Annotated in this window: 22 protein-coding genes; 12 read left to right on the plus strand and 10 right to left on the minus strand. The window is 55.7% G+C overall.

Translation table 11 applies throughout. The features are described 5' to 3' along the window. Positions 1-4: 4 nt before the first annotated feature. Together AC2FJ5_RS19075 and AC2FJ5_RS19080 are read right to left on the minus strand one after the other, a co-directional pair. On the minus strand, positions 5-883 hold the full coding sequence (locus AC2FJ5_RS19075; RefSeq protein WP_271946941.1) for a lysophospholipid acyltransferase family protein: 879 nt from the start codon (positions 881-883) through the stop codon (positions 5-7). A gap of 78 nt (positions 884-961) precedes the next feature. After that, positions 962-4,381 carry an indolepyruvate ferredoxin oxidoreductase family protein gene (locus AC2FJ5_RS19080; RefSeq protein ID WP_496794325.1) on the minus strand — a complete coding sequence of 1,140 codons (3,420 nt, stop codon included), beginning with the start codon at positions 4,379-4,381 and terminating at the stop codon, positions 962-964. 169 nt (positions 4,382-4,550) lie between these two features. Here AC2FJ5_RS19080 and AC2FJ5_RS19085 point away from each other — a divergent pair, with 169 nt between their 5' ends. The 6 genes from AC2FJ5_RS19085 to grxD all read left to right on the plus strand — a co-directional run bounded on the left by AC2FJ5_RS19085 (position 4,551) and on the right by grxD (position 11,627). Next, positions 4,551-5,456, plus strand: coding sequence for a LysR family transcriptional regulator (locus AC2FJ5_RS19085; RefSeq protein ID WP_142633997.1), 906 nt, complete (start codon positions 4,551-4,553; stop codon positions 5,454-5,456). A gap of 278 nt (positions 5,457-5,734) precedes the next feature. Further along, the gene (locus AC2FJ5_RS19090; protein WP_271946936.1) at positions 5,735-7,984 is read left to right on the plus strand and encodes a mechanosensitive ion channel family protein; all 2,250 of its coding nucleotides are present in this window, start codon (positions 5,735-5,737) and stop codon (positions 7,982-7,984) included. Positions 7,985-8,218: 234 nt separating this feature from the next. Next, entirely contained in the window at positions 8,219-10,378 is a 2,160-nt protein-coding gene (gene purL, locus AC2FJ5_RS19095) for a phosphoribosylformylglycinamidine synthase subunit PurL (RefSeq protein WP_496691347.1), read from the plus strand. A gap of 134 nt (positions 10,379-10,512) precedes the next feature. Next, complete coding sequence (locus AC2FJ5_RS19100) at positions 10,513-10,749, plus strand: BolA/IbaG family iron-sulfur metabolism protein (RefSeq protein WP_142634001.1); 237 nt, start codon at positions 10,513-10,515, stop codon at positions 10,747-10,749. Positions 10,750-10,987: 238 nt separating this feature from the next. After that, positions 10,988-11,263 carry a hypothetical protein gene (locus AC2FJ5_RS19105; RefSeq protein WP_282021284.1) on the plus strand — a complete coding sequence of 92 codons (276 nt, stop codon included), beginning with the start codon at positions 10,988-10,990 and terminating at the stop codon, positions 11,261-11,263. A 1-nt stretch (position 11,264) separates the two neighbouring features. Next, positions 11,265-11,627: a Grx4 family monothiol glutaredoxin gene (grxD, locus tag AC2FJ5_RS19110; RefSeq protein WP_281972151.1), complete on the plus strand. Its 363-nt coding sequence runs from the start codon at positions 11,265-11,267 to the stop codon at positions 11,625-11,627. Here the strand turns inward: grxD and AC2FJ5_RS19115 are convergent, their stop codons facing one another. The 3 genes from AC2FJ5_RS19115 to AC2FJ5_RS19125 are packed head-to-tail and all read right to left on the minus strand — an operon-like array spanning position 11,628 to position 13,119. Then, a complete protein-coding gene (locus AC2FJ5_RS19115) occupies positions 11,628-11,972 on the minus strand; it encodes an MliC family protein (protein WP_496691294.1) in 345 nt (114 codons plus the stop codon). Between the two features lie 5 nt (positions 11,973-11,977). Continuing rightward, positions 11,978-12,373 (minus strand): cell division protein ZapA, encoded by a 396-nt coding sequence (locus AC2FJ5_RS19120; RefSeq protein WP_281994664.1) that lies wholly within the window; start codon positions 12,371-12,373, stop codon positions 11,978-11,980. Continuing rightward, positions 12,373-13,119: a hypothetical protein gene (locus AC2FJ5_RS19125; protein ID WP_496794326.1), complete on the minus strand. Its 747-nt coding sequence runs from the start codon at positions 13,117-13,119 to the stop codon at positions 12,373-12,375. The genes AC2FJ5_RS19120 and AC2FJ5_RS19125 overlap by 1 nt, the downstream gene beginning before the upstream one ends. Before the next feature lie 234 nt (positions 13,120-13,353). On the opposite strand from AC2FJ5_RS19125, the gene tkt reads away from it, so the two are divergent. After that, positions 13,354-15,378, plus strand: coding sequence for a transketolase (gene tkt / locus AC2FJ5_RS19130; protein WP_496691296.1), 2,025 nt, complete (start codon positions 13,354-13,356; stop codon positions 15,376-15,378). A 58-nt stretch (positions 15,379-15,436) separates the two neighbouring features. On the opposite strand, the gene AC2FJ5_RS19135 is transcribed toward tkt, so the two are convergent. Continuing rightward, on the minus strand, positions 15,437-16,399 hold the full coding sequence (locus AC2FJ5_RS19135) for a DUF808 domain-containing protein (RefSeq protein WP_142634015.1): 963 nt from the start codon (positions 16,397-16,399) through the stop codon (positions 15,437-15,439). A 184-nt stretch (positions 16,400-16,583) separates the two neighbouring features. On the opposite strand from AC2FJ5_RS19135, the gene gap (AC2FJ5_RS19140) reads away from it, so the two are divergent. From gap (AC2FJ5_RS19140) to gap (AC2FJ5_RS19150), 3 genes are all read left to right on the plus strand, one after another. Continuing rightward, positions 16,584-17,585: a type I glyceraldehyde-3-phosphate dehydrogenase gene (gene gap, locus AC2FJ5_RS19140; protein WP_142634017.1), complete on the plus strand. Its 1,002-nt coding sequence runs from the start codon at positions 16,584-16,586 to the stop codon at positions 17,583-17,585. A 71-nt stretch (positions 17,586-17,656) separates the two neighbouring features. Further along, positions 17,657-17,800: a hypothetical protein gene (locus AC2FJ5_RS19145; protein WP_496679620.1), complete on the plus strand. Its 144-nt coding sequence runs from the start codon at positions 17,657-17,659 to the stop codon at positions 17,798-17,800. A gap of 82 nt (positions 17,801-17,882) precedes the next feature. After that, on the plus strand, positions 17,883-18,887 hold the full coding sequence (gene gap / locus AC2FJ5_RS19150; RefSeq protein ID WP_496794327.1) for a type I glyceraldehyde-3-phosphate dehydrogenase: 1,005 nt from the start codon (positions 17,883-17,885) through the stop codon (positions 18,885-18,887). Here the strand turns inward: gap (AC2FJ5_RS19150) and coaD are convergent. The 3 genes from coaD to AC2FJ5_RS19165 all read right to left on the minus strand — a co-directional run bounded on the left by coaD (position 18,879) and on the right by AC2FJ5_RS19165 (position 20,856). Continuing rightward, positions 18,879-19,370, minus strand: coding sequence for a pantetheine-phosphate adenylyltransferase (coaD, locus tag AC2FJ5_RS19155; RefSeq protein ID WP_142634021.1), 492 nt, complete (start codon positions 19,368-19,370; stop codon positions 18,879-18,881). The two genes, gap (AC2FJ5_RS19150) and coaD, sit on opposite strands and share 9 nt — an antisense overlap. An 85-nt stretch (positions 19,371-19,455) precedes the next feature. Beyond that, entirely contained in the window at positions 19,456-19,893 is a 438-nt protein-coding gene (locus AC2FJ5_RS19160) for a CBS domain-containing protein (RefSeq protein WP_142634023.1), read from the minus strand. Between the two features lie 60 nt (positions 19,894-19,953). Beyond that, on the minus strand, positions 19,954-20,856 hold the full coding sequence (locus AC2FJ5_RS19165; protein WP_496708410.1) for a LysR family transcriptional regulator: 903 nt from the start codon (positions 20,854-20,856) through the stop codon (positions 19,954-19,956). A gap of 101 nt (positions 20,857-20,957) precedes the next feature. Here AC2FJ5_RS19165 and AC2FJ5_RS19170 point away from each other — a divergent pair, with 101 nt between their 5' ends. Beyond that, on the plus strand, positions 20,958-22,457 hold the full coding sequence (locus AC2FJ5_RS19170) for a CoA-acylating methylmalonate-semialdehyde dehydrogenase (protein ID WP_142634027.1): 1,500 nt from the start codon (positions 20,958-20,960) through the stop codon (positions 22,455-22,457). Between the two features lie 201 nt (positions 22,458-22,658). Beyond that, positions 22,659-23,246: a L,D-transpeptidase gene (locus AC2FJ5_RS19175; protein ID WP_185956612.1), complete on the plus strand. Its 588-nt coding sequence runs from the start codon at positions 22,659-22,661 to the stop codon at positions 23,244-23,246. 55 nt (positions 23,247-23,301) lie between these two features. Here the strand turns inward: AC2FJ5_RS19175 and AC2FJ5_RS19180 are convergent, their stop codons facing one another. Next, complete coding sequence (locus AC2FJ5_RS19180) at positions 23,302-23,778, minus strand: fasciclin domain-containing protein (protein ID WP_496695341.1); 477 nt, start codon at positions 23,776-23,778, stop codon at positions 23,302-23,304. Positions 23,779-23,799 lie beyond the last annotated feature (21 nt).

Here is a 23,799-nt window from a genome sequence, read left to right on the forward strand (position 1 = left end):
CCCTTTAGGCTCGATGCCGTTCCTCAAATTCATAGCCATAGTCATAAGACTTTAGTGGCTTTGGAGACAGCTCATACGTTGCTTTGCGCAAGAAATCCATCATCTTGCGCGTATCCTTGGCCAACGGGTCCAGAACGTCGCGGCCGATGGGCTCTCCGATCACCACCTGGACCGGGGTATCAACGCGTTTTTTGAATTCCTTGATCAGCAATCCCATGCGCAATGTATTGTGCAGATGGCTGGCAATCTGAAACAGGCGTGAGGTATGACCGTCAAAAAAGACCGGCACAACTGTCGCGTCTGATTTGGCAACCATCCGCGCTGTGAAGCCACGCCAGCCCGGGTCCATCGGGTACGAGAAAGGCTTTGCCCCTGTGCTGACGGTACCGCCGGGAAATATGCCAATCGCGCCGCCCTCGCCCAGATAGTTCAAAGCTTTCTTGCGGGTCTCGAGGTTCTGCTTCATCGCAGCTTTTGTATCGTCGAATGAAATCGGCAGAACGACCCGATTCAGATCCTCTGCCTTACGAAACACATGGTTGGCCAGAATGCGAAAATCCCCACGCGTACTGGACAACATGTGCCCCATCATCAACCCATCCAGAATTCCATATGGGTGATTGGCAATCAGAATCAGAGGGCCATCACGGGGAATATTAGACAATGACCCGCCAACCACATCCAGAGACAAACCGTATCTCTCAACCATGACCGACCAGAAATCTCGCCCGTTGGCCACGTCTTTTTCGTACCCATCAGCACGCCTGATAAGGCGCAGGCGGCCTGTGGTGTTCTCCATAAGCTTGATGACCATCCGTCCGCTTTTGGTTTCAGCGGAATAGGCATAAGAAATGTCACGTGCAACATGGCGTCGCGAGGGCATGGAAGTCTCCGGTTTTGTACCTGCATTTTAAATGCAAGTAACAATTTTGCCTAGCTGTCGTGACACGGTTGTGACGAATTACTCGGCGGCGGCCTGTAATTCAGGTCCTCCGTTCCGTATCGTGGTCAACAATTCCTCTCTGCGTTTGGCGGCGCTCGCCTCATTCGCCTTAAGGACGGGTCCAAAACCTTTGATATCCAAGGGCAACTTGGCGAGCGCAATTACGGCATCCTTTGTTTGGATGGAAATCAGCGGAGTGATCTCTTTGAGATCACGCTCATATTGCTTGATCAGCGCGCGCTCCATTCGACGTTCGACACTATAGCCAAAGATATCCAGCGGAGTACCTCGAAGAACTTTTAGCCGAGACATGAATTTCAGCGGCTTCAGCATCCATTCGCCGAAACTCCGTTTGCGGGGTCGGCCATCTGGTCCTTTGCCACCAAGCAGCGGTGGGGCAAGGTGGAAAGTCATTTTGAATTCGCCATCAAATTCAGCGGCGGCTTTCTCCCGACTGGACAGTAACAACCGGGCCACTTCGTATTCGTCCTTGTAAGACAACAGCTTATGATACCCTTTTGCGACAGCATCACGAATTTCTGCATCCTCAAACGAGTCAACATTTTTGCGGTAGCGTTTCGCCAAACGAGCGCTTTGATACTGGGTCAGATGATCTGCGCGGAACGCGATGACCTGCTCTGGTGATTTCGGGAGGTCGGAAACACCTGGCCGTAGAATCTCATCGACTTTTTCCGGGTGTAAAACCGCCCAACGACCGATCTCAAAGGCTCTTTTGTTGCGTTCTACCGCCGTTCCGTTCAGATCAATGGCTGCAATCACCGCATCGAGGCTGACGGGTATCAGCCCGCGCTGCCATGCGGCCCCAAAAACCATCATGTTCGAATAGATTGAATCTCCCATCACTGCGCGCGCAAGCTCAGTGGCATCAAACAGGGAAACGTCTTCTTTCAATCGTGCTTGCAGCGCCAATTCCAGCCTCTCACCAGGAATCCTAAACTTAGTGTCGCGCGTGAAATCGCCGGTAACGGTTTCGTGGCTGTTGACCACCGCTCCGGTCTGACCCAAGCGTGTCAGGCCAAGTGTTTTGGCCCCGGCGGACACAACCAAATCACCACCGATCAATGTGTCGGCTTCACCCGTTGCCACACGTATTGCACTGATATCATCTGGCAGGTTGGCTATACGGCAATGAATATGAACCGCACCGCCTTTCTGAGCCAAGCCTGCCATCTCCATCATTCCGGCGCCTTTGCCGTCAATCTGGGCCGCCTGTGCCAGAATCGCCCCCAGCGTGACAACTCCGGTCCCACCGATGCCGGTGATGACAACATTATGTGTGCCCACTATTTCAGGCAGCTCGGGCATCGGAAGATCGGGCAGATCAAGTTCGGTCGTCGCTTCTTTGCGAATCTTCGCGCCTTCCAGCGTCACAAAGGAGGGGCAGAACCCACTCAGACACGAAAAATCCTTGTTACAGCTTGATTGGTCAATCGCGCGCTTCCGGCCAAGTTCGGTTTCCTTGGGAACAATCGAAACACAGTTCGATTGGATGCCGCAGTCACCGCAGCCCTCACAGACATCCGTATTGATAAAGACCCTTTTGTCCGGGTCGGGAAAGGTTCCGCGTTTACGACGACGGCGTTTCTCAGCGGCGCAGGTCTGGACATAGACGATGACTGAGACGCCCTCATAGGTGCGGAATTTCTCTTGCACATTCATCAGTTCGGCGCGCTCAAAGCTCTCTACTCCTGCGGGTAGGGCTTTGAAGTTTACATCTTCTTTTTCGTCATAGACCAGCGCGACATGTGTGACGCCCATAGCCTTGACCTCGGCCGCGATCCTTTCGGCGGTCAGATCACCCTCATTGCCCTGCCCGCCCGTCATTGCGACCGCATCGTTGAACAGAATCTTGAAGGTGATGTTCGTACCCGCCGACAAAGCTGCCCGGATCGCCTGAACACCGGAATGGTTATAGGTGCCGTCTCCGAGGTTCTGGAACACATGATTGGTGGTCGAGAACGGCTCTTCCCCGATCCAGTTTGCCCCTTCGCCACCCATCTGAGTAAAGCCAAATGTGCTTCGATCCATCCACTGAACCATGTAATGGCATCCGATGCCTGCATAGGCCCGGCTTCCGTCTGGTACCTTGGTCGAACTGTTATGCGGGCATCCAGAACAGAAATACGGAAGGCGCGAGGCTATTTCCTCGGCATTGTCCGCCCGGCGCGCTTCGGTCAGCTTGGTCAAACCTGCGCGGACCCCGTCGGTATCACGGCCTTCTTCAATCAGAATTCCGCCCAGTTTTTCAGCGATCATGTTCGGATCTAGGGCACCGCGGGTGGGAAACAGCTCTTCCCGGTGCAGCGTCCCAGCACCGCCCTTGTACCAGCCATAGACTCGTCGACCACGGCGGTCGTCAAAGATCGCTTCCTTAACCTGAACCTCGATCAGTTTACGTTTTTCCTCAACGATTACAATCAGGTCCAAACCTTCTGCCCAGTCATGAAATCCGGACATATCCAGAGGGAACGTCTGTCCGACCTTATAGGTCGTGATGCCAAGGCGCTCGGCCTCGGCCTCATCAATATTCAGCAAGGAAAGCGCGTGGGTAAGGTCCAGCCAGTTCTTACCAGCGGCCACCAGACCTATCTTTGCGCCGGGTTTGCCCCAGACACGTTTGTCCATCCGGTTGGCCCGTGAAAACGTTTCAGCCGCAAAACGCTTGTAATCAATAATGCGCTCTTCCTGCAGATGAGGCGTATCGCCAAGCCGGATGTTCAGCCCTCCTTCGGGCATATCAAACTCGGGCACCACGACATTCATGCGATCAGGGTTGCCATCAACAACCGAAGTCACCTCTATCGTGTCCTTCATGGTCTTGAGGCCGACCCAGACACCGGCGAACCGGCTGAGCGCGAATCCGTAAACGCCGTAGTCGAGTATCTCTTGTACTCCGGCCGGGCTGACCACTGGCATGTACATATCAACCAGCGACCACTCGGACTGATGCAGCACGGTCGAGCTTTCGCCCGTGTGATCATCCCCCATGGCCATCAGAACGCCACCATGTGCCGCCGTCCCTGCCATATTGGCATGGCGCATCACGTCGCCTGACCGATCTACACCAGGTCCTTTTCCGTACCACAGACCAAAGACGCCATCGAACTTGCCGTCACCCCTTAACCCGGCCTGCTGACTGCCCCAAAGCGCGGTTGCCGCAAGATCCTCATTCAGACCGTATTGAAAAGTGACATCGCTTTCTGTCAGCTGTTTCTGCGCGCGCATCATCTGCTGGTCGACCGCTCCAAGAGGCGATCCGCGGTATCCCGTCACCAATCCTGCAGTGTTCAGACCCGATTTCGTGTCGCGCGCCTTTTGCATCAGCATAAGGCGAACAAGCGCCTGAGTGCCGTTCAATAAAACCGTGTTTTTGCTTAAGTCGAAACGGTCGTTCAAAGAAATTTGTGGCTTACTCATCAAACGCCTCCCCTCGTCAGATCAGTGTGCTTCATCTGCTTCCATATTAGGTCATAATAACTGACCTGCCTAGAGCTTATCCTCTGAAACGCAAGGATTTCGCCGTTTGAATGTGGAAGTTGTCACCTATTTCATATAGGCGTTCGGCAGGATAACGAAAGTTGCGGCGATGGATTGGGACAAGCTTAGGATATTTCACGCGGTTGCAGATGCGGGCAGCCTGACACATGCAGGCGATAAGCTGAACCTATCTCAATCGGCAGTCAGCAGACAAATTCGGGCATTGGAAGAGTCACTTGATTCGACGTTGTTCCATCGTCACGCCCGCGGTCTAATTCTGACCGAACAGGGTGAGCTGCTGTTCGACGCCACCTCGGCAATGTCCAAGCGACTGGACGCGGCAGCGGCGCGCATACGAGACAGCGAAGAAGAAGTCTTTGGTGTGCTACGGGTCACAACCACATTTGGGTTCGGGACCCTATGGCTCGCTCCGAGGTTGCCAAAGCTGTATGAACAATACCCGGACCTAAATATCGACCTCATGCTTGAGGAACGCGTTCTTGACCTGCCAATGCGCGAGGCCGATGTCGCCATCCGTATGAAAGAGCCTAGCCAGGCAGATCTGGTGCGCAAGCGCCTGATGACAGTACAGATGCTGCTTTATGCTACCCCGGAATATCTAAAGGAAAGCGGTCAACCTGCCTCCCTCGAAGAAATCTCGAGCCATCGACTTATCTGTCAGACCCCCTCAGCCCCCCAAGTAGGGGCCAGTGCGGCAATGGTACGGCATCTGATGACCTATAACCCGGCGTCGTTGCTGACAGTGAACAACTATTTCGGTGTCTTGCAGGGCGTACTGCACAATCTGGGAATTGGCTTGCTGCCCGATTATGTCACGCATGATTTCCCGCATCTGCTGCCGGTACTTTCAGACATCGAAACGGCTGACGTTCCTGTTTATCTCGCCTACCCCGAAGAGTTACGCCATTCCAAACGCGTGGCAGCCTTCCGCGATTTTGTGCAGGACGAGATCATCGCGCAGCGTAAACACCTGAAGAAAATGGGGAAACTATAGCTATGCGTCAACGTCATAGCGGACATGACGGACTATCACACTGAAACGCCTTGATCGTTATCAAACTGATGCCTAAATGAGCACTCGAAGGCGGTGATGCTGTAACGCTCATCATCTTCATACCTCCCTGTTGGACTACGGCCGAGCTTAGTGCTCGGCCTTTTTTTTTGGTCCTGGCTTAATCGGTGACACCGAACAGCCGAAAACTGCTGGGAAATTTCCACCTCCGCGCCTATGATCCCGTAAAAGATCAAAAATTCGTGTTCGAGGGAAAATTCATGCACCATCCACTCCGCCTATTACTGGCGTTGATTTCCGCCATTCTTCTTGCGGTACCAGTACACGCACAAGACAGTGGGACCGCGTCGTCTACGGTCACAATTCCAGAGGACCTGACGCCCGATCAGGTTGATGGCTTGGTGGCACGTATGTCCGACGATCAGGTTCGCGCCATTTTGCTGGAACGGCTCGACGCGGTTGCAGAAAAGCAGGCGGCAGCAAACGAAAACCATGAAGATCCGCTTACCGAAATCAGTGAAATCTGGGCCGAGATGGTTACCTCTTGGACGCAGGTTTTGACCACATTGCCAAATATTGTCAGCGCCCAGGTTGAGGCGTTCAGCAATTTCTCAGCGAAATTCGGATCTACCGGGGTGTTTGGCCTGTTTGGGCTGATCCTAGCAGTTCTGGTGGCCGGATACGCTGCTGAAAAATTGTTTGGGTTTCTCACCCGCAAATGGCACGAAGAGCCCGATGGGAATTCCGATGCTGATCTTTGGAGCGCGGTACGTTACTTGTTCCGCCGTTTCTGCCGGGAAATCGCAGGACTTGTTGTGTTCTATGTTGTTATCCGGGCGATTGGACGGGGCTTGCTGACGACAGAACAGCTTACCTATGCCGCCCCATTCGTTTTCTACCTGATTTGGATTCCGCGTCTGGGCGCAGCCGCCTCACGCTTTGTACTGGCGCCCAAAAAGCCACATTACCGGTTGGTCAACATAGACGATCATTGGGCCAAATATCTGCATCGCAACCTGATTGGCCTTCTTCTATTGATCGGCCTCACGCTCTTTATCGTACGGTTCAACTTGCTTAACGGTATCACCCCGGCCGATACGCGTATCGGTTTCTGGCTGAACGCTGGCATCCATATATACATTGGGATCATCGCCTGGACCGCGCGCGAAGGGTTGTCTCAGATGATGTTGGGCACGGACCCGGATCACACCAAATTCGATGAAAAGGTCGCTCATTACTATCCCTACTTCGCTATCGGCGTTTCGGTGGTGATATGGTTCCTGGTCGAATTCCTGATCGCACAGCGTGATCCCAGAACACTTGCCCTGCTTGGCAAAGGGCCACATTTCACGACGATGTTCTGGCTGCTGATCGCACCAGCGCTTGATACGCTGATCCGTGGCCTCGTGCGCCATCTTCAACCCCCAATGTTGGGCGACGGACCATTGGCCGAACGCGCCTATAAATCAGCCAAGCGCAGCTATATCCGGATCGGTCGCGTGCTGGCGGGCCTGTTTGTGGTCTTTATGATCGCGCGGGTCTGGCAGCTTGATCTTCGACATGTCGCCTCTGCCGGGATCGGAACCGACGTTGGCGGTACGGTTATCGAATTCCTGATGATCATCGCTGTCGGATACATCTTGAACGAGGTCGTCTCACTATGGATCAACCGTCGTCTTGCCAAGGAACAGACAACGGCAGAAGAGCTGGATGAAGAGGCCGGTGGCGAGGGTGGCGGTGCAGGCGGCTCACGTCTGGCGACGGTTCTTCCCCTGCTGCGGATCACGGCGCAAGTCACGATTGCGGTCATCTTCGGCCTGCTCGCATTGGGCGCGCTGGGCATCAACATCACCCCACTTCTGGCAGGTGCCGGTGTCCTTGGTCTTGCGATCGGTTTCGGCGCTCAGAAGCTGGTGGCTGATATCGTCGGCGGTGTCTTCTTCCTTATCGACGATGCGTTTCGCGTGGGTGAATATGTCGATGTCGGTGGCACCATGGGCACCGTCGAGAAAATCTCGATCCGTTCGATGCAGCTCCGCCATCACCGTGGGCCCGTTCACACGATCCCCTATGGCGAGATTCAAAAGCTGACCAATTTCAGCCGTGACTGGGTGATCATGAAGCTAAAGTTCACCGTGCCGTTTGACACTGATCCCAACAAGGTCAAGAAGATCTTCAAGAAGATCGGCGCCGAGATGATGGCGGACGAAACCCACAAAGAAGGCTTCTTGCAGCCCTTTAAATCGCAAGGTGTTTTCGACTTTGACGATGTTGGCATGATCATCCGCGGCAAGTTCATGGCCAAGCCGGGCAAGCAGTTCACGCTTCGCAAGGAGATCTTCAACCGGGTGAAGGCCGAGTTCAATGCCAATGGCATCGACTTTGCCCGCCGCGAAGTTCGCGTAGCAATTCCTGGTCTGGAAGAGGCCGAGAACCTTACCGAACAGCAAAAAGCTGCTGTTGGGGCCGCTGCGGCGGACTCGATCAACAAGGGAGAAACCCCAGCTTAAAGACCAGATACAGACGCCAAGCGGCTTTTGGGCCGCCTGGCAGGAAATACTATAGACGGAACCGGCCACTGGCGCGGTTCCGTTTCTTTTTCTGGGTACACAAAGCGCAGAAAAGCTCGAAATTGGCATATGCCGGTTACGTTATTCGACCCTGCGCTGACTTGGCCCTTCCCACAGACGCGCCCTTGCCCTACAAGGCCCGCAATCTCGGCCACCATGGACACAGGACAAACGATGCAAGAGCCCGCCATCACACCGGATCTGATTGCCGCGCACGGGTTGAAACCCGAAGAATACGAGATGATCCTGGAGATTATCGGGCGCGAGCCAACCTTTACCGAGTTGGGCATTTTCTCGGCCATGTGGAACGAGCATTGTTCCTACAAATCCTCCAAGAAATGGCTGCGCACCCTGCCCACTTCTGGACCCCAGGTGATCTGCGGACCGGGTGAAAATGCAGGTGTGGTCGATATCGGCGATGGTCAGGCCGTGGTCTTCAAGATGGAAAGCCACAACCATCCGTCTTACATCGAACCCTATCAAGGTGCAGCCACAGGTGTTGGAGGTATCCTGCGCGATGTTTTCACCATGGGTGCGCGCCCAATCGCCTCGATGAACGCGCTGTCTTTTGGTGAACCCGGCCACCACAAGACCCGTCAGCTGGTCAATGGCGTGGTCGAAGGTATCGGCGGCTATGGCAACTGTTTCGGCGTGCCTTGCGTTGGCGGCGAAGTCCGCTTTCACCCGGCCTATAACGGCAACTGCCTTGTGAATGCCTTTGCCGCTGGTCTGGCTGACAGTGATAAGATCTTTTACTCGGCGGCCTCTGGCGTCGGCATGCCCGTGGTCTATCTCGGTGCGAAAACCGGACGCGACGGCGTGGGCGGAGCCACCATGGCCAGCGCCGAATTTGACGACACGATCGAGGAAAAGCGCCCCACCGTTCAGGTTGGCGACCCGTTCACCGAAAAACGCCTGATGGAAGCGACGCTGGAGCTGATGCAGACCGGCGCGGTGATCTCGATCCAGGATATGGGCGCGGCGGGTCTGACCTGCTCGGCCGTGGAAATGGGCGACAAAGGCGGTCTGGGCGTTCGGCTTGATCTGGAAAACGTTCCCCAACGCGAAGAGAACATGACAGCCTATGAGATGATGCTGTCGGAATCCCAGGAACGCATGTTGATGGTTCTCAAACCCGAGCTTGAAGCCGAGGCTCGCGCCGTTTTCGATAAATGGGATCTGGATTTCGCTATCGTCGGTGAAACCCTCGCCGAAGATCGCTTTCTGATCATGCACAATGGCGAGGTCAAAGCTGATCTGGTTCTGTCCAAGCTCTCGTCCACTGCGCCCGAATATGACCGCCCGTGGGAGGCTACTCCGCAGGCAGAAGACCTGGCCGACGTGCCTCAGATCGACCCGATCGACGGTCTGCGCGCCCTGCTCGCTTCGCCAAACTATGCGGGCAAGCAATGGGTTTACGAGCAGTATGACACCATGGTTATGGCTGATTCCGTGCGTACGCCTGGTCTAGGCGCCGGCATGGTTCGTGTACACGGCACCGACAAAGTTCTTGCTTTCACCAGTGACGTTACCCCGCGCTATGTGCGAGCCAACCCTGTAGAAGGCGGCAAGCAAGCTGTTGCCGAAGCTTATCGCAACCTGACCGCCGTCGGGGCATTGCCGCTGGCGACCACTGACAACCTGAATTTTGGCAACCCGGAAAAGCCCGAGATCATGGGCCAGTTCGTCGGTGCCATCCAAGGCATTGGTAAGGCCGTCGCAGCGTTGGATATGCCCATCGTGTCCGGCAACGTGTCACTTTACAACGAAACCGACGGTCAGGCGATCCTGCCGACCCCGACAATTGGAGCGGTCGGCCTTCTGGCGCACACGGACGAGATCATAGGTAATGAGGTCCGCGACGGCCACGTGGCTCTGGTCATCGGCGATACGCAGGGGCATCTGGGCCAATCCGCCCTTCTGGCCGAAGTGTTCAACCGCGAAGATGGCGACGCGCCGCATGTCGATCTGGATGCCGAAAAGCGCAACGGAGAGTTCATCCGCGCAAACCGAGAGATGATCAAAGCCTGCACCGATCTTGGCGATGGTGGTCTGGCATTGGCGGCCTTCGAACTGGCCGAGGCAACCGGCGTCGGCATCACGCTTGACGACGCCTCGACCGAATTCCTGTTTGGCGAGGATCAGGCCCGTTATCTGGTCGCCTGCAACTTTGACCAGGCCGAAGCCCTGATGATTGCCGCAGGTCAGGCTGGCGTTCCACTGGTATCGGTCGGGCGGTTCACGGGCGACAGCGTCCGCATCGGCTCTTCTGAGGCCTTGCTTGATGAACTGACTGCCACTTTCCGCAACAGCTTCGCCGAAGCCGTCGCCTGATTTTGGGGCCTGCGCTTCTTAAAACCTGCACTTTGACAAGTGCAGGTTTTTGTCATTTCGGGGCGTCTATCTGACCCTTGCGCGCCCCGCCCCGGCGCACTACATCTTGAGAAAGACTTTCAGGAGAAACCTACATGCCGATGAGCGCCCACGAGATTGAGAACCTGCTGCGCGACGCGTTTCCCGATGCGGACATTCAGGTCGGCGGCAGCGACGGCGTACATATGTCGGCCATGGTCGTGGATGAGAGCTTTCGTGGCAAAAACCGGGTGCAACAACAGCGAGCAGTTTATGCAGCCCTCAAAGGCAAGATGGACGGCCCGGATGGCGACTTGCACGCGCTGGCTCTGACGACGAAAGTGCCTGAGTGAGCACGACTTTCTGGATTTACGGGATTTGCTCTTTGGTGGCGCTGGTTGGGTGCATATTTGTTGTTCGATCAGCTTTTTTGCCCGGCACCAATAAGAAAGCTCGCGGAAGCGAACCCGGCCAAGGAGATCAACTAATAACTCATGGCGTGCATACGGGCGGCCCGGGCGGTGGACACCCGACTGTGGCGAGGGTGACCCGAGATCCGCAGCAATACGCTAAAGCCATGGCTCCAAAAAAATGAGTACATGGCTGGCTTGGATATCAGCAATCGCGGCTTTGATAGTTGCCGCCGCGCTGATCGAGGCCTATGTGAAGCGAAACAGAAAGCGTAAACTGGTCGACATGCGTCCAAACCCGGACAAAATCAGCAAGGTTGACGGCATCGAGAGATACGGGCTGAATCCGCTGGCCCTGGCGCAGGCCGAACACCGACGGCTGGAAAAGGAAGGATGGGTCGCCGCCCCATCACAGGATGAAACGACCGCCCCGGATGCGGATGACAAGGAAAAGTAACATGACCGACGTGAAAACCCAGATCGACGAGACCGTCAAAGCCAATGATGTGGTGCTATATATGAAAGGCACCAAGGAAATGCCGCAATGCGGATTCTCCTCGCGCGTGGCAGGCGTGCTGAACTACATGGGCGTAGAATTTGCTGACGTGAATGTACTGGCCGACGAAGGCTTGCGTCAGGGGATCAAGGACTATTCTGACTGGCCGACTGTTCCGCAACTCTATGTCAAAGGCGAGTTCGTAGGCGGATGCGACATCATCACCGAGATGACCCTGTCAGGTGAGCTGGACACCTTGTTTGATGACAACGGTGTCGGCTACAACAAGGAAGCCGCTGATAAAATCAGGGAAGCAAACGCCTGATCAGCGACTGACGCAATTTCCCAATAAGACCTGCTCGCTGGCGGCATCTGCACCTGTCGCCAGAAAGCTCACCGTGGCGTCCCAGCCTTTGGAGCGCAGGATGTAAGTGCCAGTTGTTCCGTCGGATTCATAGCGGATACCAGAGCCGCTCTGAGCTTGGTGCAAAGTCACCAGCTTATTGTCGACCATCATGGCTGCCGCGCTGGATCCATCCTCGGCATTGAAATAGGCAACCTCAAGTGGCACGCCGTTATCACAAGTAAATGTGACGGGCAGAATATCGATCCCAGCCCAGGAAACCTGCGCTGACACAGACATGAAAGTTGCAATAGCAATAGTACGCATATTTATCATTTCGTTGACTTTTCTTCTATGAATGCCGCCATTGCCTCGGCCCGAGCAGCCAACTCTGCCAAGGTGTCAGTGACCGAAGGTGGAACCACGGCAACTTCAATTCTTTCCGGCTCGGGCTGTGGCATGCTACGCAGGTTCCGAAGCTCGGCTTCGGCCTCCGCCAGCTTATTTTCCAGCGAGTTGATTTTGTCACCTGTGGCGGCGGCTTTGTCTGCCAACATCAATCCAGCCATCAAAAGCATCCGGGATTCAGGCATCCGACCGATCTGATCCGACAATACCTGCGCTTCATCATCCAGCAATTTTGCAGCAGCTTGCAGGAAAACCTCTTCGCCTTCTTGGCACGAAACCTCAAAGCCGCGCCCCCCGATTTGAATGGTCAATTCAGGCATTATTCCACCTCTCCTTCGGCCAATTTCGCCTGAGACAGCAACGGTTCCAACCGGGCCAGCACGGCATGTGCTTCGGCCGCATCGGTGGCCTGCGCTGCGCGCGTTGCCTCAAGCTCGGCAGCTGTGGCACGGTTCAACAGATCCGCATCGGTCATTCCGTCTTCTGCAGCTGTGCGCAGCTCTTCGACCGACATTCGTAGTTGTTCGTTGGCTTTGCGCATGCGCTGTAGATCATCATCCAGACGCGACATCGCCGAGCCATGGCTACTGCGTTCGGCGCGCAGCATTTCTAACTCGGCGCTGAGTTCCGCCACGCGTTCACTATCCGCCAATTCCGAACGAAGACGGGCATTTTCGGCTTTCAGTTCTTCGACAACATCCTGATCTTCCAATGCTGCCTTTGCGCTTGCCAACTCGGCCCGTGCGGCTTCGACCGAGGCAAGCTGTGCCCTGGCATCGTCGAGTTGCTCGCGCAGCGCTGCACTTTCCTGACTATCAGACGGCGTATTGCGCAAGCCTTCGATTTCTAGGCGCATGGCATCGACTTCGGAATCGTGCCTTTCTTTTAATGATCTGAGACGCTCTTCAAGTTGAGCATTCGCAACCCTCTCATCATCCAGAGCTACACGCAGAGTGTCATCTTCTCCACCGCTGCCTGCGCCAACTTCCGCCATTGTCGCAATGCCGGATCCAATCCGATCCATCGCGGCCACAATACGGCGTTGTAGTTCTTCGATCTGGCTCATGCCCCTGCCACCTTTTTATCAAGGTTCCTTGTTTCGCGAGGTTATCCGAATCAACCTTGTACGCGTCTTGGCCTAGTCTAACCCAATGGCATCGAAAATACCCACTGTTTGCTTTCAACGACTTGGGTCACATTCTTGATCCAGCAAAACCCTGCAGCACCCAGTTCTACTTGCACTTTGAGGGCTGAATGGTATTGAGCGGCCATCTGCCTGTAATCCAAAGGAACAACACCCGTGGACCTGACTGCGCTGCGCAATGCCAACCCCGAACACTGGGACAAAGCTGCGGCCATCCGCACATTGACCCTCGACGCCGTCGCCGCCGCCAATTCCGGCCATTCCGGTATGCCAATGGGCATGGCCGATGTCGCGACTGTACTGTTCGAAAAGCACCTTAAATTCGACGCCTCGGCCCCAAACTGGCCCGACCGCGACCGGTTCATCCTGTCCGCCGGTCACGGCTCGATGCTGATCTATTCGCTGTTGTATCTCACTGGGAACGCTGACGTTACGCTGGAACAGATCAAGAATTTCCGTCAGCTGGGCGCAAAAACTGCAGGTCACCCCGAGAACTTCCTTGTCAACGGGATCGAAACCACAACCGGCCCGCTGGGTCAGGGGATCTCGAACGCCGTTGGTTTTGCCATGGCCGAGGAAATCCAGCGCGCTCATTACGGCAAGAAGATCGTAGATCACTATACCTATGTCATCGCGGGCGACGGCTGCCTTATGGAAGGCGTTAGCCAAGAGGCCATCACGCTGGCCGGCCGTCACGAGCTGGGTAAGCTGATCGTGTTCTGGGACAACAACAACATCACCATCGACGGCACGGTCGACATAGCTGACCGGACCGATCAGGTGAAACGTTTTGCCGCCTCGGGCTGGCAGGTCATCGAGATTGATGGTCATGATCCGCAGGCCATCGACGAGGCCATCACCAAGGCGAAATCGTCAAACAAGCCGACCATGATCGCCTGTGAAAGCCATATTGCTTTGGGTCACGCCGCGCAGGATACCTCGAAAGGCCACGGCGCCCTGACCGATCAGGAACAGCTGAAAGCGGCCAAAGAGGCCTATGCCGCCCCGCATGGCGCCTTCGAAGTCCCGGCAAATGTCAAATCAGCCTGGGAAGCAATCGGTTCGCGCGGCGCAGCCGAGCGTTCTGCGTGGGAGGAGCGTTTCGCGCAGATCTCTGAACGCAAACAGGCCGAGTTCAACCGCTCTTATGCGTTCGAGGCACCCAAAAAGCTGGCCGGGGCCATCCGCTCGTTCAAAAAGCAGATGTCGGAAGATCAGCCCAAGTTGGCCACCCGTGCCTCGTCCGAGAAAGTTCTGAACGCGGTCAATCCGATCATGCCGGAAACTATTGGCGGCTCTGCTGACCTGACCGGTTCGAACAACACGAAATCGGCCGATATGGGCGTGTTCCTGCCGGAAAACCGCAAGGGTCGGTACATCCATTATGGTATCCGCGAACACGGCATGGCCGCAGCGATGAACGGTATGGCGCTGCATGGCGGCATCCGCCCCTATGGCGGTACCTTCATGGCGTTCACCGACTATGCGCGGCCCTCGATGCGGCTTGCAGCGCTGATGAAGATACCCACGGTCTTTGTGATGACCCATGACTCGATCGGTCTGGGCGAAGACGGCCCGACCCACCAGCCGGTCGAGCATCTGGCGATCTCACGCGCGACACCGAATACCTATGTTTTCCGCCCGGCGGATGCCGTTGAAACAGCGGAATCCTGGGAACTGGCGCTGACCTTCAAGGACAGCCCTTCGGTCTTGTCTCTGACCCGCCAAGGCGTGCCGACCGTACGCAAGGATCACAAAACCAAAAACCTGACTGCACAAGGCGGCTATGTTCTTGCCGAAGCCGAAGGCAAGCGTCAGGCAATCCTGATCGCAACCGGTTCGGAAGTGTCGCTGGCGATGGAAGCCAAGGCGATGCTCGAGGCCGAGGGCATTGGCACGCGCGTCGTGTCGATGCCATGCATGGAACTGTTCGCCGAGCAGGATGAAGCGTATCGCAAGCGGGTTCTGCCCGGTGGAGCCGTCCGTGTCGGCATCGAGGCCGCCGTCCGCGCCGGAGGCTGGGACCGCTGGCTGCTGGGGGAACGCGGCCGTGACGCCAAGGCGGGCTTCATCGGCATGTCGGGCTTTGGCGCGTCTGCGCCCGCTGATGAACTGTATAAACATTTCGGCATCACTGCAGAGGCCACAGTTGCAAAGGTCAAGGAATTGCTGGAGCTGTAATTCCCAATTTCAAACATCAAGCGAAGGGCGGCCATGCGCCGCCCTTTTCGTTTTCTGATTAATGCGTTTCAGATTTCCGAGACAAAATCGGCGCGACCACTTTGGTTGCAATCGGGATAAGCACGAACCCCCAGGCCAGTCCGAATATGCCATCCATCGTGGCTTTGGAAATCCACTCCACAGCACCTTCCCATTGCGCCGAAACCGCATGCCCGGCTGCATAGGCCATGTCATGGATCTGATGCCCCAACCAGCCAAAACCCAGAACCTCAAGCCCGTGAATGATGATCGAGCCGCCAACCCACAGCATCGCAGCTGTGCCGACAATCGACAGCACTTTCATGACAACCGGCATCGCCTTAACCAATCCACGCCCCAATCCGCGCCCGATCGGCGTTGGTGCGTTTCGCGCCAGGAAAAGGCCCACATCGTCCATCTTCACGATCAAGGCGACCGAGCCATAAACGGCCAGAGTCACACCTAGTCCAACAACGGCCAGCGTTGCCGCCTGCATCCAGATATTCGGTGCCTCGATGGCGGCCAAGGCGATTGTCATGATCTCGGCGGACAGGATGAAATCGGTTTTGATCGCACCCTTGACCTTCTGCTCTTCCAGATGGCCCGGGTCTTTGACCTTCATATCTTCGTCTATAACGTGGCTGCCATGAGGGAAAAGCAGGTGAAATATCTTTTCTGCCCCTTCGAAGCACAAATAGGACCCGCCAAGCATCAACAAGGGCGTTATCAACCAGGGTGCAAAATTGGCCAGCAACAAAGCGACTGGCAACAGCAGGATAATCTTGTTGAAAATCGAGCCGCGCGCAATGCGCCAGATGATCGGCAATTCCCGCGCCGGGGCAAAGCCCTGCACATATTTCGGAGTAACTGCTGCATCGTCGATGATCACGCCCGCAGTCTTGGCCCCGGCCTTGCCGGCGGCAGCGACCACATCGTCCACTGACGCCGCAGCAACCTTTGCTATGCCAGCAACATCATCCAACAGTGCCAACAAACCACTCATGCGTGTTTCCTCTCATCTCACCTGTCGCCAGGGGACCCTACCCGATCCGACGGCTAGCGCAAGCGTTAGCGCAACCGGCGAAGGTTTGCGCTAACACGTTAAGAATATGTCACTTTTGCCCTTTTGAGAAAGCGTCTGTGCCGCTATATGCCCCGCAGAGCAAGCGCATTTTTGGAGACGTCAGATGACCATCAAGGTCGGCATCAATGGATTTGGCCGTATCGGCCGCTGCACCCTGTCGCATATTGCGGCATCGGCCCGCAACGACATCGAAGTGATCAAGGTCAACGCGACCGGCCCATTGGAAACTACCGCCCACCTGCTGAAATACGACAGCATCCACGGCCGCTTTCCCCGCGATGTTTCGATCGAAGGCAACACCATGGATTTGGGCCGCGGCCCAATGGAGGTGTTCTCGACTTACGATATGAACGAGCTTGACTGGGAAGGTTGTGACGTCGTTTTGGAATGCACCGGAAAATTCAACGATGGCCTGAAAGCCAAAACGCATCTGGAACGCGGTGCTCAGAAGGTTCTTTTGTCTGCGCCAGGTAAGAATGTTGATAAAACCATTGTCTATGGCGTGAACCACAACAGCCTGGTTACTGAAGATAGAATGGTTTCGAATGGCTCTTGCACCACGAACTGCCTTGCTCCGCTTGCCAAGGTGCTGGACGAAGGTATCGGGATCGAACACGGTATCATGACTACGATCCATGCCTATACCGGCGACCAGCCGACACTGGATCGCCGTCATAGTGACCTGTATCGCGCGCGCGCCGCGGCGATGTCCATGATCCCAACTTCAACAGGTGCAGCCAAAGCTCTGGGCGAAGTTCTGCCGAACCTGAAGGGTCGTTTGGACGGCTCGGCTATCCGTGTACCAACACCAAACGTTTCTGCTGTCGACCTGACTTTCCATGCGGCGCGTGACGTGACTGTCGAAGATGTTAATGCCATCGTTCGTGAAGCATCACGGGGATCAATGCAGCGAGTCGTGGGCTATGAGCCCGCGCCGCTGGTCTCGACCGATTTCAATCATACCGAAGAAAGCTCGATTTTCGCACCAGACCAGACACGGGTCGTTAACAACCGCATGGTTCGTGTTCTGGCTTGGTATGACAACGAATGGGCCTTCTCGGTCCGTATGGCAGACGTCGCCGTTGCCATGGGACGGCTTAACTAAAACGCCGTAGAAATGTTGTACCTTTACACCCGCTCAGTTTATCTGGGCGGGTGTTTTCATTCGGGGCCAACATGACCAATCAAATTGCTATCTGGCTTGGCCTTCTAATACTTGGCTGTCTGCTAGTCGATTACGCAATGTTCGACTCTGAGAACCTGATCTTCCTGGGAAAGAAACTTTACACCTTCCTGGACTGGCTCGCCTTCTGGCGCTGACAGAGGTTTTTCTTGACTTTTTCCTTGATCTAGCTTTGTTAGCGCTAACTTTGCAATAACAGACACCCAGACGGAGCAGACCATGACACTCAAGTTGGCAATCAATGGATTTGGACGGATCGGGCGCGGTGTTTTGCGGGCCTTGATGGAATCTGGGCGGACCGACGTTCAGATCGTGGCCATAAACGATTTGGCCAAGCCCGAAATTAACGCGCATCTCTTTGAATTCGACAGTGTGCATGGACGTTATACAAAGCCCGTTTCCCTGACCGACGCCGGTTTGGATGTCGGTGCAGGCCCGATCCGCCTAACCAGCGAACGTGAGCCTGAGAAACTCGATTGGTCCGATATTGACGTTGTTCTCGAATGCACAGGCGTGTTCCGCACGCGCGAAGCCGCGGCGCGCCATTTTGACAACGGCGCCAAAAAAGTTTTGATTTCTGCTCCTGCCCGCGGGGATGGTGCGGTCAAAACCATCGTCTTCGGGGTAAATGACCATGAGCTGACCGTCGAGGATACGATCGTTTCGAACGCATCCTGCACGACCAACTGTTTGTCGCCCGTTGCTGCGGCGCTGGACGAGGGTTTGGGCATTGTCCACGGAAACATGACAACCGTTCATGCCTATACAGCCAGCCAACCAGTTCACGATACCGCCGGAAAAGACCCGTATCTGTCACGCGCGGCTGCATTGTCGATGATTCCCACCACTACGGGGGCAGCCTCAGCCGTAGGTCTCGTATTGCCCCAGTTGGCAGGTAAATTGACTGGACAGGCAATCCGTGTTCCCACTCCGAACGTCTCGGTTGTGGATCTGGTGGCCGAAGTGTCGCGCCCAACAACCGAAGAAGAGGTCAACCAGTTGTTCATTGATGCCGCGGTCAATATTCCTGGTGTCCTGGCTGCGGAAAACCGCCCACTAGTGTCGATCGACTTCAATCACGACGCACACAGTTCGACCGTCTCTTTGGCTGAAACCAAGGTGACAGACGGCACGTTGGTCCGGGTGCTGGCCTGGTACGACAATGAATGGGGCTTTTCGAACCGGATGCTGGACACGGCGGCCGCGATGGGCGCGCTATCCTAAGCGCGCACGCAGCGCGTCATTTACGCGGGGCGTGACGAAATTCGACACGTCCCCGTTCAATCGCGCGATCTCTTTCACCAGTTTCGAGGCAATCGCCTGATGGCGGGCCTCAGCCATAAGGAACACCGTCTCGATTGAGTCGTCCAATGCGCGGTTCATACCGACCATCTGGAACTCATACTCGAAATCCGCAACAGCACGCAGGCCTCTGACAATGACCTGAGCACCTACGTCGCGGGCACAGTTGATAAGCAGGTTTTCAAAAGGATGGGCGACAATTTCAGTTCCGGTCTGTTCGGAAAGAAAGGAACATTCGGCTTCGATCATCTCGACCCGTTCTTCCAACGAAAATAACGGCCCCTTTTCCCGATTGATCGCCACCCCAATCACGAGCTTGTCAACCAGAGCGGCCGCGCGACGGATGATATCAATATGACCCAGTGTGATCGGATCAAATGTTCCGGGATACAATCCAACCCTCATTGCCGCCTCCTGCGCAACGAAATTTCTGCGCAAGCAAACATAACTTGGCTATGGGTGCAAGTAGTTGCGTCGCGTTTCTATGGGCTCAATGGCCCATGATCATGCCTTCCAATGCGTCTTTTTCCATTGCCAGTTCGGAAAGCTGTGCTTTGACAACGTCGCCTAGGGTAACAATGCCAACGAGGTTACCGTCCTCAACAACCGGCATATGGCGAAAGCGCCCTTCGGTCATCCGCGACATTATATCCTGGACAGTATCCTGTTGCGTCGCTGTCACCAGCTCGCGGGTCATATACGCGCTTACGGGTTTTGATAGGCATCCGCTGCCGCTTGCGGCCAGTTCGCGAACAATGTCACGTTCTGATAAGATGCCTGATGCGGTCTTACCGCCATCTTCTGATACAACCACCGTTCCGATGCGCTTTTCCGCAAGGATTCCTGCAACCTCTGAAACTGTGCGCGAAGGAGCAACTGTCACCACGCCTCCGGTGGCTTTGGATTTCAGAATGGCCTGAACAAGCATTGACGTAACCTCCGAAATAACTTCGTGTTTTCCAAAGCGTTGCCGGAATGAAATAGCCTGTCAAGGTGAAGCTTCAGCCTCAAGCCGCTCAACTTCATCGCGAATCCCTTGGGACAGGGCCTGCGCGAACCGATTCAGCCGCTCGTTTCGTTGGTCACCTTGATGTCGAACCAGATGAAAACTGCGTGTCAAACTCACTTGATCAACCAGTATTTTCTTCAACTTCGGGTGAAATGGCAGTGTGAAATCATGCGCAATGCAGATCCCTGATCCCTGCGAAACCTGCCGCAGTTGGACAGAGACCGAATTCGAGGCCAGCGCGACACGGTCAACACCCAGATCGACCAGATAGTCCAGTTCGCGGTCGAATATCATATCAGGTATGTATCCGATCATACGATGCCCCCCTAACGTGCTGATGGAATAAACCGCAGGGTGATCGGCAAGGTATTCCTGCGTTGCGACAAGATGAAGTTTGTAATCGGTAATTTTCTGTACAAGCAGTTTTCCAGCGGTCGGTGCGCTGACGGTCACGGCCATATCGGCTTCACGGCGGGAAAGGTTGATGACGCGCGGCAAGGCCAGAATTTGTATGTCCAGATTGGGATTGGTGTCACAAATCTTGCCACACACCTGCGGCAACAAGTAATTCGCACAACCGTCCGGTGCGCCGATCCGGATTTGCCCGCTCAGCCTCTCAGATGGTTCTGCCATGGCGCCTGCTGCAGCGCGCATCGCCTCTTCGGCTTTCAGACCGTGGTCCATCAAACGCTCACCAGCTGAGGTCAGCACATATCCCTGCTGCGATTTGGTGAACAGCGGCGCATCCAGAGACGCTTCCAACCGCGCTACACGGCGTCCGACCGTAGCCGGGTCAATCCGAAGTAATCGTCCCGCCGCCGAAAGGCTTTCTTCGCGGGCTACGGCCAGAAAGACCCTCATATCATCCCAATTAGGTGTCACGCTTCACCTTTGCAATTTTGCAAAACACCTTTGGGACATTGCCTCTGTTCAAGCCATTTATGCAAGCCTATTCTGCGCGCAGACCTTCGGAGGAATTCGCAATGAACGAACTGTCCCATTTCATCAACGGTGAGAATGTCGCCGGCACGTCCGGCCGATATGATGACGTGTTCAACCCCGCTACCGGCGAGGTACAGTACAAATGCCCGATGGCAAGTGCTGCCGAGACCACAGCAGCCATTGCTAGCGCCGCAGCCGCACAACCGGCCTGGGGTGCAACGAACCCGCAAAAACGCGGGCGCGTGATGATGGCGATGGTTCACCTGATGAACCGCGACATGGACAAGCTGGCCGAAGCGCTCAGCCGCGAGCACGGCAAGACGATCCCTGACGCGAAAGGCGATCTGCAGCGCGGTCTGGAAGTGATCGAATACTGCATCGGTGCGCCGCAGATGTTGAAAGGTGAATTCACCGACAGTGCGGGCCCAGGCATCGACATGTATTCTATGCGCCAGCCTTTGGGGGTTGTGGCCTCGATCATGCCCTTCAACTTCCCGGCCATGATGCCACTGTGGCATGTGGGCCCTGCCCTGGCCTGTGGCAACGCGGTCGTTCTGAAACCGTCCGAGCGCGATCCTTCAGTACCTTTGATGCTGGCGGAACTGTTCGTTGAGGCTGGTTTGCCCAAAGGTGTGTTCCAGGTGGTCAATGGCGACAAAGAGGCCGTGGACACGCTGTTGGACAGCGAGATCATTCAGGGCGTTTCCTTTGTGGGCTCGACCCCAATCGCGCAGTACATCTATTCGCGCGCCACGGCCAACGGCAAACGCGCGCAGTGTTTCGGCGGTGCCAAGAACCACATGATCGTCATGCCCGACGCCGATCTTGACCAGGCAGCAGATGCCCTGGTTGGCGCCGGTTTCGGCGCGGCCGGCGAACGCTGCATGGCCGTATCGGTTGCCGTCCCGGTCGGAGAGGATACCGCCGACGCGCTGATCGAAAAGCTTATTCCGCGTATCGAGAAACTGAAGGTCGGCCCCTACACCGCTGGGGATGATGTCGACATGGGGCCCGTCGTGACCGGTGCCGCCAAGGAACGCATTCTGGGCCTGATCAGCTCGGGCGTGGAACAGGGCGCCAAACTGGTTGTCGATAACCGTGACTTTAGCCTGCAAGGCTATGAGGACGGTTTCTTCGTCGGCCCGCATCTGTTCGACCACGTGACGCCCGAAATGGACATCTATAAGCAAGAGATCTTTGGCCCGGTTCTGTCGACCGTCCGCGCCGGGTCCTACGAAGAGGCGATTGGCCTGGCCATGGACCACGAATACGGCAACGGCACCGCGATCTTTACCCGTGACGGCGACACCGCGCGTGATTTTGCCAGCCGGATCAATATTGGCATGGTCGGTATCAACGTTCCGATCCCGGTTCCGTTGGCCTATCACACCTTTGGCGGTTGGAAGAAATCCATGTTCGGTGACCTGAACCAGCATGGTGCGGATAGCTTCAAATTCTATACACGCACAAAAACGGTCACCGCGCGTTGGCCGTCAGGCATCAAAGAAGGCGGCGAGTTCAACTTCAAAGCCATGGACTGATCCAAACGAAAGCTGCGGATCCACACAGCCCGGCCACCACTGGCCGGGCTTTTTCAATACACGGCCAAGTTTCGCTTGTGATGTTCGCTTCACAATAAATTCACTCAACACTCCCTAGGAAATCTGATCAACAAAACTTAAGTTACACGCAGTTTCGCGAGAGCAGTTCCTGAACCGGAGGCCAATTTGTCAGATCCCCGCATGACCCGTCGCTCTGCATTGTTAGGTGCAGCGTCTCTGTTGATGACACCTGCATTGGTGCGGGCACAAAGCAGCGCCGATGCTTTCCCGCTCGACGAAGAGGCGATCAGCACACAGCTCGCTGTGCGGCGGAATGTCTCCTCATTCTCGCACCAGAATTGGCAGGATCACTTCGATGAGTTAGGTGTCGGCTGCCTACTGGCAGATATCACAAGCCGCGCTGTACACTATTGGGGGGCTGACGGGACTTACAAACTGTACCCTAGCTCAGTCCCTATGAGCGAAGAACTCACAAGGCGTGGTTATACCGAAGTAGTACGCAAGCGCGAAAACCCAAGCTGGACCCCGACCGCCTCAATGCGCGAGCGCGACCCGAACCTGCCCATCCGAATAGAAGGTGGCGAGTCCGGGAATCCGCTGGGTACGCGGGCGATGTATCTGGGCTGGCCAGCATATCTGGTGCACGGCACGCACGATACACGCAAGATTGGTCGCCAAAGTTCTTCTGGATGTATTGGCCTTTATAATCAGCATGTTGAAGAATTGTACCCGCTGGTTCAGGTTGGCACCAAGGTCAGATTGGTCTGACAGAACTCCCCGGCCATAACGGCCAGGGTTTTTGCTTGAACACGGTGGTTGCCAATTATTCCGGCAGGATCACCGCATCGACGACGTGGATCACGCCATTGCTGGCCTCGATATCAGCCTGCACAACCTTGGCGCCATTCACTTTTACGCCGTTCTTACCATTCACACTCAGGCGATCACCCTGCACGGTCAGCACTTTGGCGCGCTTGCCAGCGATGTCACCTGACATGACTTTGGCCGGAACCACATGGTAAGTCAGGATTGCGACCAATTGGTCTTTGTTCTCGGGCAGTAGCAGCGATTCCACCGTCCCTTCGGGCAGTGCGGCAAAGGCCTCATCCGTGGGGGCAAAAACGGTGAACGGACCGTCCCCTTTCAGCGTATCGACCAGACCCGCCGCTTGAACCGCCGCGACCAGAGTGGTGAATGATCCGGCAGATACGGCTGTATCCACGATATCGGCGGCTTTCGCTTGAACCGGCAAGGTAAGTGCGATTGCGGCGGCGGCGCTCAGGAAAGTACGGCGAAACATATTTGAGATCTCCTATCCAGG

The sequence above is a fragment of the Ruegeria sp. CDSA221 genome, assembly GCF_059611825.1.

Coding starts and splice junctions, on each gene's coding strand:
- AC2FJ5_RS19075 (WP_271946941.1), bottom strand. CDS start 883: ATGCCCTCGCGACGCCATGTTGCACGTGACATTTCTTATGCCTATTCC.
- AC2FJ5_RS19080 (WP_496794325.1), bottom strand. CDS start 4,381: ATGAGTAAGCCACAAATTTCTTTGAACGACCGTTTCGACTTAAGCAAA.
- AC2FJ5_RS19085 (WP_142633997.1), top strand. CDS start 4,551: ATGGATTGGGACAAGCTTAGGATATTTCACGCGGTTGCAGATGCGGGC.
- AC2FJ5_RS19090 (WP_271946936.1), top strand. CDS start 5,735: ATGCACCATCCACTCCGCCTATTACTGGCGTTGATTTCCGCCATTCTT.
- purL (WP_496691347.1), top strand. CDS start 8,219: ATGCAAGAGCCCGCCATCACACCGGATCTGATTGCCGCGCACGGGTTG.
- AC2FJ5_RS19100 (WP_142634001.1), top strand. CDS start 10,513: ATGCCGATGAGCGCCCACGAGATTGAGAACCTGCTGCGCGACGCGTTT.
- AC2FJ5_RS19105 (WP_282021284.1), top strand. CDS start 10,988: ATGAGTACATGGCTGGCTTGGATATCAGCAATCGCGGCTTTGATAGTT.
- grxD (WP_281972151.1), top strand. CDS start 11,265: ATGACCGACGTGAAAACCCAGATCGACGAGACCGTCAAAGCCAATGAT.
- AC2FJ5_RS19115 (WP_496691294.1), bottom strand. CDS start 11,972: ATGCGTACTATTGCTATTGCAACTTTCATGTCTGTGTCAGCGCAGGTT.
- AC2FJ5_RS19120 (WP_281994664.1), bottom strand. CDS start 12,373: ATGCCTGAATTGACCATTCAAATCGGGGGGCGCGGCTTTGAGGTTTCG.
- AC2FJ5_RS19125 (WP_496794326.1), bottom strand. CDS start 13,119: ATGAGCCAGATCGAAGAACTACAACGCCGTATTGTGGCCGCGATGGAT.
- AC2FJ5_RS19135 (WP_142634015.1), bottom strand. CDS start 16,399: ATGAGTGGTTTGTTGGCACTGTTGGATGATGTTGCTGGCATAGCAAAG.
- gap (WP_142634017.1), top strand. CDS start 16,584: ATGACCATCAAGGTCGGCATCAATGGATTTGGCCGTATCGGCCGCTGC.
- AC2FJ5_RS19145 (WP_496679620.1), top strand. CDS start 17,657: ATGACCAATCAAATTGCTATCTGGCTTGGCCTTCTAATACTTGGCTGT.
- gap (WP_496794327.1), top strand. CDS start 17,883: ATGACACTCAAGTTGGCAATCAATGGATTTGGACGGATCGGGCGCGGT.
- coaD (WP_142634021.1), bottom strand. CDS start 19,370: ATGAGGGTTGGATTGTATCCCGGAACATTTGATCCGATCACACTGGGT.
- AC2FJ5_RS19160 (WP_142634023.1), bottom strand. CDS start 19,893: ATGCTTGTTCAGGCCATTCTGAAATCCAAAGCCACCGGAGGCGTGGTG.
- AC2FJ5_RS19170 (WP_142634027.1), top strand. CDS start 20,958: ATGAACGAACTGTCCCATTTCATCAACGGTGAGAATGTCGCCGGCACG.
- AC2FJ5_RS19175 (WP_185956612.1), top strand. CDS start 22,659: ATGACCCGTCGCTCTGCATTGTTAGGTGCAGCGTCTCTGTTGATGACA.
- AC2FJ5_RS19180 (WP_496695341.1), bottom strand. CDS start 23,778: ATGTTTCGCCGTACTTTCCTGAGCGCCGCCGCCGCAATCGCACTTACC.